General features: G+C 33.3%; 17 protein-coding genes and 1 pseudogene. 4 read left to right on the top strand and 14 right to left on the bottom strand.

All coding sequences use genetic code 11. The annotated features are described in order from the left end of the window. Positions 1-15 precede the first annotated feature (15 nt). Positions 16-405 (top strand): YxeA family protein, encoded by a 390-nt coding sequence (locus AC0ONG_RS10785; protein ID WP_000712656.1) that lies wholly within the window; start codon positions 16-18, stop codon positions 403-405. A gap of 19 nt (positions 406-424) precedes the next feature. Here the strand turns inward: AC0ONG_RS10785 and spoIISB are convergent, their stop codons facing one another. From spoIISB to AC0ONG_RS10760, 5 genes are all read right to left on the bottom strand, one after another. After that, the gene (gene spoIISB / locus AC0ONG_RS10780) at positions 425-601 is read right to left on the bottom strand and encodes a stage II sporulation protein SB (RefSeq protein ID WP_000852629.1); all 177 of its coding nucleotides are present in this window, start codon (positions 599-601) and stop codon (positions 425-427) included. A gap of 72 nt (positions 602-673) precedes the next feature. Next, the gene (locus AC0ONG_RS10775; RefSeq protein ID WP_000237818.1) at positions 674-802 is read right to left on the bottom strand and encodes a hypothetical protein; all 129 of its coding nucleotides are present in this window, start codon (positions 800-802) and stop codon (positions 674-676) included. Positions 803-914: 112 nt separating this feature from the next. Next, positions 915-1,652 (bottom strand): type II toxin-antitoxin system SpoIISA family toxin, encoded by a 738-nt coding sequence (locus AC0ONG_RS10770; RefSeq protein ID WP_000624981.1) that lies wholly within the window; start codon positions 1,650-1,652, stop codon positions 915-917. A 238-nt stretch (positions 1,653-1,890) separates the two neighbouring features. Further along, positions 1,891-2,628 (bottom strand): 2,3-diphosphoglycerate-dependent phosphoglycerate mutase, encoded by a 738-nt coding sequence (gene gpmA, locus AC0ONG_RS10765; RefSeq protein WP_086397863.1) that lies wholly within the window; start codon positions 2,626-2,628, stop codon positions 1,891-1,893. Positions 2,629-2,794: 166 nt separating this feature from the next. Further along, positions 2,795-3,277, bottom strand: coding sequence for a MarR family winged helix-turn-helix transcriptional regulator (locus AC0ONG_RS10760; RefSeq protein WP_086397862.1), 483 nt, complete (start codon positions 3,275-3,277; stop codon positions 2,795-2,797). Positions 3,278-3,424: 147 nt separating this feature from the next. On the opposite strand from AC0ONG_RS10760, the gene AC0ONG_RS10755 reads away from it, so the two are divergent. Further along, positions 3,425-3,553: a hypothetical protein gene (locus AC0ONG_RS10755; protein ID WP_050552509.1), complete on the top strand. Its 129-nt coding sequence runs from the start codon at positions 3,425-3,427 to the stop codon at positions 3,551-3,553. After that, positions 3,529-4,374 (top strand): annotated as a pseudogene (locus tag AC0ONG_RS10750) (thiamine pyrophosphate-dependent enzyme); the annotation flags it as partial. The gene AC0ONG_RS10755 and the pseudogene AC0ONG_RS10750, both read left to right, overlap by 25 nt. A 154-nt stretch (positions 4,375-4,528) precedes the next feature. Here AC0ONG_RS10750 and AC0ONG_RS10745 read toward each other — a convergent pair. The 6 genes from AC0ONG_RS10745 to AC0ONG_RS10720 all read right to left on the bottom strand — a co-directional run bounded on the left by AC0ONG_RS10745 (position 4,529) and on the right by AC0ONG_RS10720 (position 9,727). Further along, a complete protein-coding gene (locus tag AC0ONG_RS10745; protein WP_000381779.1) occupies positions 4,529-5,311 on the bottom strand; it encodes a class I SAM-dependent methyltransferase in 783 nt (260 codons plus the stop codon). A 336-nt stretch (positions 5,312-5,647) separates the two neighbouring features. After that, the gene (locus AC0ONG_RS10740) at positions 5,648-6,055 is read right to left on the bottom strand and encodes a VOC family protein (protein ID WP_000072495.1); all 408 of its coding nucleotides are present in this window, start codon (positions 6,053-6,055) and stop codon (positions 5,648-5,650) included. A 117-nt stretch (positions 6,056-6,172) separates the two neighbouring features. Further along, a complete protein-coding gene (locus AC0ONG_RS10735; protein WP_000846296.1) occupies positions 6,173-6,883 on the bottom strand; it encodes a class I SAM-dependent methyltransferase in 711 nt (236 codons plus the stop codon). Positions 6,884-7,185: 302 nt separating this feature from the next. Further along, entirely contained in the window at positions 7,186-8,538 is a 1,353-nt protein-coding gene (locus AC0ONG_RS10730) for a DEAD/DEAH box helicase (protein ID WP_002082792.1), read from the bottom strand. Positions 8,539-8,611: 73 nt separating this feature from the next. Next, complete coding sequence (locus AC0ONG_RS10725; protein WP_000535041.1) at positions 8,612-8,881, bottom strand: hypothetical protein; 270 nt, start codon at positions 8,879-8,881, stop codon at positions 8,612-8,614. A 159-nt stretch (positions 8,882-9,040) separates the two neighbouring features. Continuing rightward, positions 9,041-9,727, bottom strand: a complete 687-nt coding sequence (locus AC0ONG_RS10720) for an MBL fold metallo-hydrolase (protein WP_000691165.1) — start codon at positions 9,725-9,727, stop codon at positions 9,041-9,043. Positions 9,728-9,973: 246 nt separating this feature from the next. On the opposite strand from AC0ONG_RS10720, the gene AC0ONG_RS10715 reads away from it, so the two are divergent. Continuing rightward, on the top strand, positions 9,974-10,303 hold the full coding sequence (locus AC0ONG_RS10715; RefSeq protein ID WP_000415089.1) for a YkvA family protein: 330 nt from the start codon (positions 9,974-9,976) through the stop codon (positions 10,301-10,303). Between the two features lie 221 nt (positions 10,304-10,524). Here the strand turns inward: AC0ONG_RS10715 and AC0ONG_RS10710 are convergent, their stop codons facing one another. From AC0ONG_RS10710 to tdcB, 3 genes are all read right to left on the bottom strand, one after another. Next, a complete protein-coding gene (locus tag AC0ONG_RS10710; RefSeq protein ID WP_474203584.1) occupies positions 10,525-11,760 on the bottom strand; it encodes an MFS transporter in 1,236 nt (411 codons plus the stop codon). 141 nt (positions 11,761-11,901) lie between these two features. Continuing rightward, on the bottom strand, positions 11,902-12,372 hold the full coding sequence (locus tag AC0ONG_RS10705) for a MarR family transcriptional regulator (RefSeq protein WP_001030910.1): 471 nt from the start codon (positions 12,370-12,372) through the stop codon (positions 11,902-11,904). 223 nt (positions 12,373-12,595) lie between these two features. Beyond that, positions 12,596-13,597, bottom strand: coding sequence for a bifunctional threonine ammonia-lyase/L-serine ammonia-lyase TdcB (gene tdcB, locus AC0ONG_RS10700; protein ID WP_306692017.1), 1,002 nt, complete (start codon positions 13,595-13,597; stop codon positions 12,596-12,598). Between the last annotated feature and the right edge of the window lie 67 nt (positions 13,598-13,664).

Below are 13,664 nucleotides of genomic sequence, written 5' to 3'. Positions count from 1 at the left end.
AAGGAGATAAAGAAAATGAAAAAGTTTGCAGCAATTATTACACTATGTTTATTATTTTTTAGTTTTACTATTGGCTGTGAGAGAGCGTCACTAAATAAAATTGGTAAAGATGTATATTACATGCAGATAAAAGGCGAAGGAGCTATCGAAAAAGTAGATGGTAGAAACTTACGAAACTATACGCTGCCCGCATATCATGAAGATGGCGTCAAAAAACAAATTACATTTAGAAGTACAAAAAAAGAAAACAATCATAAATTAAATGAAGACGCGTTTTTACGCCTTTATGTAGATCAAGATGATAATAATAAAAATGAAATATCATCAATTGAAGTAAAGTCCTATGAAGAGATTCAGAAAGCAGATTTGCCTGAAAAAATAAGAGAAAAGTTTACTATTAAATAAAAGAACAAAAGAAAATGCTCTATGCATTTTCTTTTGTTCTTTTCACCTGTATATATTTTGAACTACTATTATTCATCAGTTTCTCTAACCGATTTATATTCTCCGTTAATGCACCTTTCACAAGAGAGAAATCTGTATTTGATTCTTCTTTTTTTTCTTTAAAAAACGAAGACTTTTGTACATTGACTTCAGCCATCTCTTCTCCCCCTTTTCAAAAAGATACAACCTTTTATTTATATTATATAGCAAATGTAGAAAGAGTGTACACTTATGATTTTCTTTTTAATTCTTCTTCTAATTCTTCTACTTGCTGCAACGTATCCCCTTTTATTAAAGAGAAATCTGTTGTATCTTCGTTATCTTCTTTAAAAAAATCATTGTCATAATCTTTTACCACTACAATCACCTCTACATGCTAGTGTAGGAATGATTGTCCAATTTTATTCAACTTTGTCGGATTTTGTTTTTAATTTATGTATAGAAGAAAAGGACAGAAAAAGATTCTGTCCTTATTTACTAAAATAACTATGATGTATTGTTAAATTATATACATTTTCAAAATCCCGATCTTGCAGGTTATTTTTCTTTCCATCAATAACAATGAAAACATCACTTACTATTTTTGCTGGTATGATCCCGACATTTTCTACTTGCACTGCTTTCTGCTCATTCAATTGCTCGATATGTTCTAACGGAACGATAATACTAAATTGCGAGCGAATACCACGAAAGTTTGTATTTAATTCCTTTGCCGCTTCAAAAACAACAATTTTCGCGCCAATTTTTTCCCCATATGAATCTAAAAATACATTTAAGCTCTTTGTATATTCTTCTTCCGTATGCCATTCCATCGTACCGAATACTGCTGGATTAACATTTTGAATAATTGTGGTGTATATTTCTCCTCTCGCTTTAGATGCAATTAATGATCGTTTTATTGATTGAACTGTCTTGCCAATATCGCTAAATTTCGCACCCCATATTTCAGAAATATTAGGTGTTAAAATGAACGCAATATCAACAAAAATAACCATTGCAGTAAACATTAAAAGATTTTTCCAGAGGGTTAAATCAATTCCTTTTATCATGAAATACACGGTGACAGATATGATAAACAAACCATACCAAGTCTTTCTAATACGTTGCTTTTTCTCCTCGTATAACTCCTCATTTTTCCAATAAAAGAAAACAAGGACTACAAAGACAATCGCTAAAACAAATAAGCCAATTCGAATGTTAGAGATCATTAATCACATCACCCTCCATTCAAAAACTACTCACGATATCATTACATGCGCAAGCTGCTCTCTTTATGACAAAAGACGTGGACAAGCTTCTAAATTTAGCTACATCGCATATATATTAGAAAGTACCACGTCTTTTATCCTGTTATTTGTGGGCAGTAAGACCCCCACTGATTAAAATTTCACTTTACCATGAGTCTATATTGTATATGTAGACAAGCATTCATTTCAAATTTTCGTATTAAAAAGAAATATGTTTCGGAATTTCCCCTTCAGGTACTTCTCCATCCATACTTAAATAATAATGACGAATCGGACGTAAGTTTTCGTCTAATTCATAAACAAGCGGAATGCTAGTGGGAATATTTAATGAAACTACACCATCACTTGAAAGGTTGTCTAAATATTTTACTAGCGAGCGAATTGTGTTACCGTGTGATGAAATAATTACTTTATTACCACTTTTTAATGTCGGCGCTATTTCTGAATGCCAATAAGTAAGTACTCTCTTCTCCGTATCCTCTAAACATTCAGTTAATGGAAATTCACCTTTTTTGAGTGTTTTATATCTTGGATCGGTCGCTTCATATCGAGGATCGTCTTCAGTAAGAGCCGGTGGTCTTACATCAACACTTCTTCTCCAAATATGAACTCGCTCCTCACCATATTTTTGTGCAGTTTCATCTTTATTCAGCCCTTGCAATGCACCATAATGTCTTTCATTTAGCTTCCAAGATTTATGTATTGGGACCCAAGTAAGATCCATCTCATGAAGTACAATCCATAACGTCCGAATTGCGCGTTTTAATACAGATGTATAAGCCACATCAAAAGTATATCCGTTTTTCTTTAATATTGCTCCTGCTTCTCTCGCTTCACTTAATCCATTCTCTGATAGATCAACATCTGTCCATCCAGTAAAGCGATTTTCAAGATTCCATAAGCTTTGTCCGTGACGAATAAGTACAAGTTTTATCATTATAATTCCCCTTTCGGAAATGTGAATTTTATTGTTCCATTGCGTACACGTATAAAGTATCTAGTAATGTATCTTTTTATCCATTCACTCTATAACCAAACGATAGTTGCCAAATGTATGGATAAAATTTGTTCTTTTTCAAACGATAAAAACAGAAGTTTTTTCATTATTTTTGATCGACTGGTAGTTCACGTTTCGTTATCCAAGCATCAAAACCTGATCGGCTATTTGCCATTTCATTCATAACTTGGTGCCAATTGTCCTCACATGATTCACCAAATTTTGAAAAAATAGCACCCATTTGTTGTCTTTGTACATCACTCAGTTTTTTCTCTAAATCTGCACCTTTTTCTGTTAAAGACAACTGTTTCACACGGCGGTCATGTGTAGCTTCATTACTCTCAATTAAGCCCTTTTCCACAAGTTGACGTAGCGGTCCGTGGAGAGCTTGTTTACTTATTTCTAATAGTGATAATAACTCATTTACACTTATCCCTGGAAAACGTGCGATAAAAAATAAAATTCGATGATGTACTCGTTGAATGCCATATTCTTTTATAATTTCATCTGGCTTTTCAGTAAATGTTTTATATGCAAAATAAAATAATGCTAATGCCTCATTCATCTGTTCTTCTTTATGTTGTGTCATCTACTTTCCCCCTGTATGTAAATTATACCACAATCTAGTAATGAATATTTTAATCAACTTATTAGAACTTATTTAGTCTATTGAAACATTCATTGCATAATTAGGAGATGATTCATTTGAAAAAAATATACTGTAAGTACATATTTATTGGATAGACTACACGAATTAGGAATTGAACATACATTGGGGGTTCCTGGTGATTATAATCTTGCCTTTTTAGATGATGTAGTACCACATGAAAATTTAAAGTGGATTGTATTATTAGTATTGGTGTGAAGTTAACTGATACTATTACAGGCGGCTTCACACAAGGTTTTACAAAAGAACAAGTTATAGAAATCCATCCCTACACTGTGAAAATTATAGATAAAAAATACGGTCCAGTTGTAATGCAGGATGTTTTACAACATTTAAGTGATTCAATTGCGCATCGTAATAAAGATACTCTTGAAATTAAGCCATTTATTTCAGCATCATCACCTTTTACTGAAGAGTTCAATCCAAAAGCACAAATGGTCACACAAAAACGTTTTTGGCAGCAAATGTACCATTTCTTACAAGAAAACGACATCTTAATTGTAGAGCAAGGAACACCTTTCTTTGGTAGTGCTGCTATCCCTCTACCTAATAACACTGCATATGTAGGACAACCGTTATGGGGATCTATCGGATATACACTGCCCGCTCTAATTGGTACACAGGTCGCCAATTTATCACGGCGCAACATTTTAATTATTGGTGACGGTTCTTTCCAAGTAACTGCCCAAGAGTTATCAACTATACTACGTCAAAATTTAAAACCGATTATATTTTTAATCAATAACAACGGATACACCGTTGAACGTGCCATTCACGGCCAAAACCAACCATATAATGACATACAGATGTGGGATTATACTAACTTGCCGAACCTATTCGGATCAGAAGAAAAAAGCCTAACATTTAAAGTGGAGAATGAAACAGAGTTAACAGAAGTCTTAACAAATATAACTTTTAATAAGAATCAACTTATCTTTATTGAGGTAATAATGAGCCAAAGCGATCAACCTGAATTGTTAGCTAAACTCGGGAAAAGATTCGGTCAGCAAAATTCTTAATATAAAAAAACTAATTATACAATTGGTAGTGTAAAACTTGTTTTGAGAATAGTTTCGACCCTCAAAATACATAAAGGAAAAGGATGGAAAGTACCATCCTTTTCTATTTTAAGAGCCTTCTTCGACTAACACCCTGTGCGACAAGTAAAAATTCTTAATCCATCTTTAACTTTATAGCTTTTGTCGCAATAAATGTTTTAATATGCTTATCTAATATCCTTGTTCCACCAAAATCATCCTCATAAAAACCTGTTATAGCAAAACCAGCATCAATTTGGCCTTGGATTTGGTCTTCTAAAGTATGCGCATATTCTATTGTTTGATTTGGATCGATGTAATCTTGAACTTCATCCTCTGGTAAATAATCCAATGTTGATGAAGGAATTGAATGTTTAACATCAAGAATACCTTTTTGTTCTTGGTTATCATCAAAGATCCATAGTAATGGATTTGTAAATCCAGCAATAAGAATACCTTTATTCTTTAAAACCCTAAAAACTTCATTCCATACAAGATGAACATCTTTTACAAACAAATTAGAGACAGGATTTACAACAATATCAAAATATTCATCCTCAAAGTCACCAAGGTCTGACATATCTCCTTGTACGGTTTTTAAAGTCAAACCATCCCGTTTTGCTACCTTTTCATCTTGTTCCAATTGCTTCTTAGATATATCAGTAACTGTTACATCTGCTCCAGCAGCAGCTAGAACAGGTGCTTGTTGTCCACCACCTGACGCTAAGCAAAGTATCTTTAATCCATCTAATGACTTTGGAAACCACTCTCTAGGAACTGACTTTTCCGTAGTGACTGTAATCTCCCATTCACCTGATTTGCTTTTCTCAATAATCTCGCTACTTACAGGCTGCGTGTATCTAGAACCTTCTTCAACCTTCTTATCCCATGCATTACTGTTTTGTTGTGTAGTATCCATTGCAATTAGTCCTCCAAACGATCTAGTGGCATTCAATGTGTAAGCTTATTAACTATTTATACTTTCCTTTTCCTATTAACCTGCCTGATAGTTCATACATAGTTGTTTACATTTATATTAACAGATAAATACTAATAATTACTAAAAATTCTAAAAAGACACAAAAATATACATCCATTCATTTAAAATAATCGTAGAATTGGTAAGTTTTAAACAACTCATTTCCACAAAAAAAGCATTCCAAAACTGTTGACAGTTGGAACGCTTTTTTATGTTATTTCATTTTTCAAGCTTTTAACTAAATCCATTAAACAAATAAGCTACGCTTTTTCTTTTTTATTCAGCAAGAGTTAACTGCCAAGATACACCATACTTATCATTTAACCAGCCAAACTTTTTACTAAACGGATAAGAACCTAAAGGCATGAGAATTGCTCCATCCTGCGCTAATTTATGAAAGACCGTTTCAATTTCTTCTTCTGTCTCACAAGTTACATAAAGAGACATAGCTGGAGTGAATGTAAAATTATGATTTACATAACTATCAATACACATAAACTCTTGGCCATTTAGCGTAAAAGTTGCATGAATTACAGTTCCCTCTTTACCAGGTCCATTTTCATCGTAGCGAGAAATACTTACAATTTCCGATTGATCAAATAGCGACGTATAAAAATTCATTGCTTCCTCAGCTTTGCCTTCAAACATTAAAAACGTAGTAATTTTTTGATTTGTGTTACTCATATGGAGACAGCCCCTTGTTATATATTTATGTAAAACATAAGTCGGCCAAAAACCGAACGTACATTCCTATAAGTGTATTGTCTATAAAAACGATGAGTTTGTCAATTATCTACTTTCTTATTTCTTCTTAAATAATGCTGTCCAAAGAAATGATTCTCCAAACATTTCATTCGGTTGTTTTATTTGTTTCATCCTTCTAATCTCAATTACCTCAAATTCTTTAAATATCTCTCTTAACTTTTCTTCCGAGTATGCAAGACCACCTTGTAGACTCCATTCTCTATATACGTCCCAATCTGTTATTTCTGATCCATTTCGCTCATCTAAATTGCCTGCTGCAAAACATGTTAATCCGAAATAACCACCCGATTTTAATGAGTTTTTAATTAAATCCACATAATTTATTCTTCTATGCGGTGGAATGTGATGCAAACAGCCCGAATCATATACAAAATCAAATTCGTTTTGAACCTCTAAATTAAAAATTGAATTACAAATAAAATGAATTTCTACCCCTTTTGCCAATGCCCTTTCTTTAGCCCAATTAATGCCTTCTACAGATAAATCCACTGCTGTTACATCAAATCCTTGAGTCGCTAAATAAATGGCATTTCTACCTGGACCACATCCAAGTTCTAATACCTTCCCTTTTGAAACTCTCTCTTTTTGTATATTCGAAACTAGATTCTCATCTGGAACATTTTCAAAAAACGGAACATCCTTTTCTCTATTCTCATAAAACTCATTCCAAAATGGTTCTGCAGGTCTTAATAATGAATCAAGCATTTTTAAAATGTCTTCTTGTGTGTGTAACGTTTCAGTTTTCATTAATACCCCTCCACGAATTAATGGTCAGAAAATTATTATATATCTTTTTGAACTTTCAGACGAATAAAGGCTCCACATTTTAATTTTTTCTTTATTCTTTAAATTATTTTAAATACGGTAAATGAAATTATAAACTTTACTCTTATGGTGCAAATGCACGCCAACCTATTATTAAATACAAAAAGAGCCACAAATTTTTGTGACTCCTTCTGCATTAATAATTATATCAGGATTTTTTATTATATAGCGATTTCTCTATTAACAAACGATATATCTCTTCATCCAGATTACCATTTCATACTTTAACGGCCACGTCTTTGCTGACCTTGCTTTGTACTACCTTTTTTATTACTTGACTTATTAAATGATCGGTTATTTTCATTTCTTGAATCACTTCTCGAGCTATTTCTCGAATCACGTCTTGATTCACTTCTTGAACCTTCGCGGCTATCTCTTTGACGATTTTGACCTGATTTCTTTGGAGCCGGCTTTGGTACCGGTTTTCCATTTTCATCTACACGTTTTATCTTCGGTTGTTCGATTATTTCTCTTTGTATTGGTGCACCAAGCGTTTTTTCAATTTCTTCTAAATGTTTTTCATCTTTCGCTGCAACGAACGTAATTGCAAGACCTGATCCACCTGCACGTCCTGTTCGGCCAATGCGGTGAATATAACTTTCTACATCTTCAGGGATATCAAAGTTAAATACGTGCGTTACACCATCTACATCAAGTCCACGAGCTGCTACATCCGTTGCGATTAAGTACTGAATTTTAGCTTCGCGGAAACTCTTCATAACTCTTTCACGTTTCGCTTGAGGTATATCACCATGAAGTTCAGCACAATTATAACCTAATCCTTTTAAATTATCATAAAGCTTACTTGCTCTAACCTTTGTACGACAGAAAATAACTGCTAAAAATGGCTGGTCACGATCCATAACAAAACGAAGTGCATCTGGCTTTGCACGATCTGTCGTCTCAATGACACGCTGCTCAATTGTATCTACCGTTACTTCTTCACTTTGTACTTGAATCATTTGCGGCTCATCCATATAACGCTTCGCCAATTTTTTAATATCTTTTGGCATCGTTGCTGAGAATAACATCGTTTGTTTACTACCAGGTGTCTCATCTAAAATATCTTCAATATCATATAAGAAACCGAAATAAAGCATTTGATCCGCTTCATCTAGTACAATCGTTGAAAGATTACTTAAATCAATTGTTTCGCGTCGTATATGATCTAATAATCGTCCTGGTGTTGCAACAACAATATGTGTATTACCTTTTAATTTTCTCAATTGTTGTGCTACATCTTGCCCACCATAAATCGCTAGTACATTAATATCTTCTCTTTGAACAAGCATTTTTTTTATTTCAGTTGTAATTTGCAGAGCTAGTTCCCTTGTTGGTGCAACAATTAAAGCCTGAACATCACTAGACTCTGGATTGATTTTTTCTAAAATCGGTAACACAAATGCTAACGTTTTACCCGTTCCAGTTTTCGCCTGCCCAATAATATCTTTACCTGACAGAATAACTGGAATTGCCTTTTCTTGAATTGGTGTTGCTTCTGTAATTCCATTTTCACGTAATGTATGATTAAAAGTTTCACTAATTCCTAATTCTAAAAAGTTTTTCAAATAGACCACTTCTTTTCCTTATTTTTCACATTAGCTTTCATTGTACCATTTGTTTCGCTAAATATGAAAAATAAAAAAATTCTTATCTTCTTTTTTTATATTCATCCTGTACTAGATGGACAAATTCTTTTTGCTTTTTCTCGGATTTTATTAATGGTTCCATATTTGCAGAAGTCAAAATATACTTTTTAATTTTTCTATTACTCCAAATTAAACTTGTATACTTCGGATCTTCATGTAGATTTCGAAACCACTCTAATTCACTTAATTTTGCAATATGGTGTTTCAATTTCATGTCATTTCGAGGATAAAACAAAATAACATTTGCTATTACATCAAATAACGAACCCATCTTCTTCCTCCTATACCCTTGCTCAAATTATATATATTCTTTTGTACATATACATTTCAATTTTACCGAAATATACTGTTACTGATTTGGTTGAAATCGCAAAATATATGAACTAAAAAACCGATCTTTTTGATTTAGGAAAGACCGGTTTTCATTATTTTATAAAGTCAGCTTTCCTCCATGGTAGCAATAATACTGTGCTGCTTTAAGACTTTTAATCCTATTTAAAGACTTTTCCGCCCTTTCTATATCTAAGCAAAAATCCGGATTAGCTATTACTAACTCACGATTCTCTTGAACCGCTGCATCTCCTGTAATTACACAGTCTAAATTCGGAAAATATAATGAAATATGCCCCGAAGTATGTCCTGGCGTCGCTACTATTTGACATTCATTATTCAAAATCATTTGACCATCATGTACTTTTTCATCGACGGAAATATGTTTTATATTTTTTAACTGTTGAATAAACCATTTACCAAATTCTTTTTCTTCATTTGGCATACGTTCTAACATTTTTTCAGCTTGAGCCAACCTCTCTGATCTTATATCACCACTAATATAGTTAGATTCAATTTCACTAGCAATAACATTAATATTTGGATATTTCATTTTAAAATCATATAAAGCCCCTATATGATCGTCATCATAATGGGTAATAATTATATTCTTTAAGTTTTTCATCTCATATCCATGTTTTAATATTGCATTTTCAATTAAAGGTAAAAAACTTGTATATCCTGTATCGACTAACGTTAATTCATTATGTAATATAATTAAACTTGGATAAATACATTGTTTTTGCCCGTTAAATTCGAATTCAATTGGTAGTTCTATTATTTTCATTTTTCTTCCCCCATACCGCTTATAAAATGCATAATAATAACTAAATCATACACATACATTTTACAATATATATACTATGTAACGGAACACTGTGAATCGTGGCATAATCCACATTATATTATTTTGAACAGGTAATCCCCTATTTTTATGGAAATATATAATAAGAAAAACAATAACATTGATTAATCTCTCACTTCTTTGTCTATCCTTTTAAAAAATCTATGTTTTTGTAAAAGGAGTATTTATATGGAGAAACAGACACTTTGGAAAAAGTTCAAAAAAAGCTCTGTAAACCTCGGTAAATCCAGCGTATATGAAAGTATTATCTTATTCTACACAATGAAAAAGAAAGAATTACCTACTAAAGCGAAATTCATAATATTAGCCGCTTTATCTTATTACGTATTAACAATTGATTTCATTCCAGATATAGCTGCTATTATTGGGATTGGCTTATTAGATGATGTTTTAGCAATCGCTGTAGCGCATAAATATGTTATGCGCCATGCAGATGCTGAAATTCGAGAGAAGAGCAAGGTAAAAATGGAGTCATTATTTACTTCAGCACAAGCATAATTAAACTAACTAGTCATTTACATACCTTTTTACTTTCAAAAAAAGCTAACTGTAATTAATGATAGTTCAACCTCACTGAACATTACTCTTCACTATGAGAGCATTGCAGAATAAATCCCTAAACAAAAGCATTTCTCTTAGCTCTCAAACCGTAAACAAATAGGGTGTCAGCACGTGTTCCTAAGTTCTGACACCCTTTTATTTGTTCTTATATCTATCTGTTATACAGTTGCATGTGTCCCCTTATACAAAACTGCTATTGCCGCGACTATAAGGATCACACCCATAAAAGCAGGTGCAGCATGACCAAGCGATACATAGATTTGCCCTCCAATAATAGGACCAATCATTCTTGCTAAAGCTTGAATAGATTGACTTCCCCCTTGAATCCTTCCTTGTTCACTAGAACCGCCAGACTTTGAAAGCATCCCGTTGAATGAAGGCCCGAAAATTGAATCCCCAAAACCATACATCAGCATTCCAACGATAAGTAGTGGATAGAGTGAAAACAAAGCTGATGCCGCAATAAAACTGTATCCTATAATCTCCGAAACCATCCCAAGAATTGCTATTTGTTTATCACTAAGCTGAATCAAAAGCTTTGGCATTATAAAACTTTGTGAAACAATGTCTTGAAAGCCCAAAATTGAAAACATAAGTCCGATTAGTGCAGGTTTCCAACTGAAAGTATCCATTGTAAATTGCGTGAAAATTGCTTGTAAAGATCCGTTAGGTATCCAAAGTAAAAACGCTGAGACAAGTAACCATTTTAAATTTTTCATGGAAAGTATGTTTGCTAGCTGTGCAAAAGGATTCAACCTTACAAAAGTAATCTCTTTTAACCTATTATTTTTGTCAAGACTCTCAGGCATATATTTGATCCCATATACAACATTTATTAACGTTATGATTGCTCCAAAATACATAGGTACAGTATCACCAAACTTGGCAAGTAATCCCCCAATAGTGGGGCCAATGATAGTTCCCGCACCTACAACTGCACTCACCCATCCAAAGTATTTCGTTCTCTGCTCTTTTGGAATGATGTCTGCAAAATATGCGAAGATAGTACTTATGCTCCCGCCTGTTATTCCTTCTATTATGCGTCCAGCAAATAGTACCCATAAAGCTCCTCCTATACCAAAAACTAAGTACCCAATTGCAGAACCAAATAAGCATATTAAAAGTAATGGACGACGGCCATACTTATCGCTTAAAGCTCCGAGTACTGGGGCAGCTAAAAACACGCAAGCCGCATATACGGAAGTTAGTAGTGTAACAACTAATGCTTGTTCTTCCGGATTACTTGTATATGGCTGTACTAAGAATGGGACTACAGGCATGATAATACTGAAACCTATACCACAAAGAAATACAGAAATAAGTCCGAATAGTAACGCATGTTTATCTATGCTTTTTTCAGTTTTCCTTTCATTTTGTGATCTAAATATAGACATTTAACTTCTCTCCTTAAAACATTTTGTTGTCGTGTCAACAAAATGATAACTCCGTTTTGTTGATTAGTCAACAAAAATAACATAATAAAAAAGCAGCCTATTCTCATTAGAGTAAGGCTGCCATTTCATTATTAAAATGTATTAGGATTTAATATGTATACCTTGTTTCTTTATTTCTGCATCCAAATGTCTACTATACTTTTCCACGAAACTAACTATACTGTCGAATTCTTCTTCAGTTACTTGCTCAAATACAGCTTTATCCCGCTCTTGAAACTCTTTGTGCAGATCTTCATGGATTTTATAAATTTCTTTCCCTTCTTCGGTAAGCCTAAAATAAATTTCTTTCTTATTTTCCGACTTTTGGTAGCTTTCAATAAGGCCTTTTTGTATGAGCTTCTTAGTCATTCTACTTATAGCACCGCGAGTCACATAAAAAGCCTCTGCAAGTTGTGTCACATTAGAATCCACATTATTTTCAATATATTCAATGCAGTGGACTTCAGAAGACTTAAAACCTTTAAGACCTTCTTCCATCTTATCTTTATTAAGCCAAACCAGCTTATTATATAATTCCCTGAAACCGTTCATGACCTGTTCTTCTTTATTCATGACCTGCCCTCCTCACCGCTCATTAGTACATTAAAACTATTATATTAAATTTCTGCTTACGTTTCGACAATATTGAAATAATTATTGTAACATTCAAGATATGTGTAAAAATTGGCGCTTAAATAAAACAATTCATTAAACAGCAAATTTATTGCTACTTACAATAAACAGTAGACAAAAAGTAAGAGCTAAAATTATTTCTCTTAGCTCTTCTTTCATAAAACTATTTCACTTCATTAGCGACAAAAAAGTGCTCACATACACTTGATATGCGCTGTAAGTCCACGTTCCCACCAGATATAACCGCTACTACTTTTTTTCCTTTTATATAGCTATCAACTTTTCCTGCAAGAAGTGCAGCAGTTGCTAATGCACCTGCACCTTCTACAACAGCTTTCCCACGTTGTAATAAATCTTTCATCGCTACTTCCAGTTCTTTTTCTGATACAGTTACAATATCATCTACTAATTCTTTTACAATTTCAAATGTTAATTCCCCTGGTATTTTAACAGCGCAACCATCTGCAATAGTAGGCGCCTCATAATGTTCTACGATTGCTCCTTTATCGTAAGATGCCTTCATTCCATGAACATTATCTGCTTGGACACCAATTATATTAATCGATGGATTAAAAGATTTTAATGCTACAGAAATACCAGAAATAATTCCGCCTCCACCTATTGGTACAATGACAGTATCTACATCCCACATATCATCAAGAATATCTAATCCAATTGTACCTTGACCAGCCATTACCTCTACATCATCATATGGATGTAAGTATGTCTCACCTGTTTCCCTTATAATTTCTTCACATTTTGCCTTTGCATCATCAAATGTTTCACCATGTAAAATTACTTCAGATCCATATCCTCTAGTTGCTTCGACTTTAGCCTGCGGTGCAGAAATTGGCATAACAATTTTACTCTTAATACCGAGTAAATGAGCAGATAATGCAACTCCTTGTGCATGATTACCTGCTGAACATGCAATTACACCTCTTTCTTTTTCTTGATTCGTGAGCCGCGACATTTTATTAAATGCGCCACGAAATTTAAAAGAACCCGTTAATTGCATATTTTCTAATTTCAAATGAATTTCTCCGCCCGTTTTACTAGTCAAGTAAAAAGATTTTACTAATGGCGTTTTACGAGCATTTCTATCTAGAATCTTGTGAGCTTTTTTAATATTGTCTATATGTAATGGTAGTTTTCTAGTTATCATACTTACACCTCTTCCAATGTTCTATTCCTAAGTTTTCGTAAGTCGTAGCTCCTTTATACGAAAAGAA

The sequence above is a fragment of the Bacillus sp. TCT6 genome (assembly GCF_056033845.1).
This window is presented reverse-complemented; position numbering and strand designations above follow the sequence as displayed.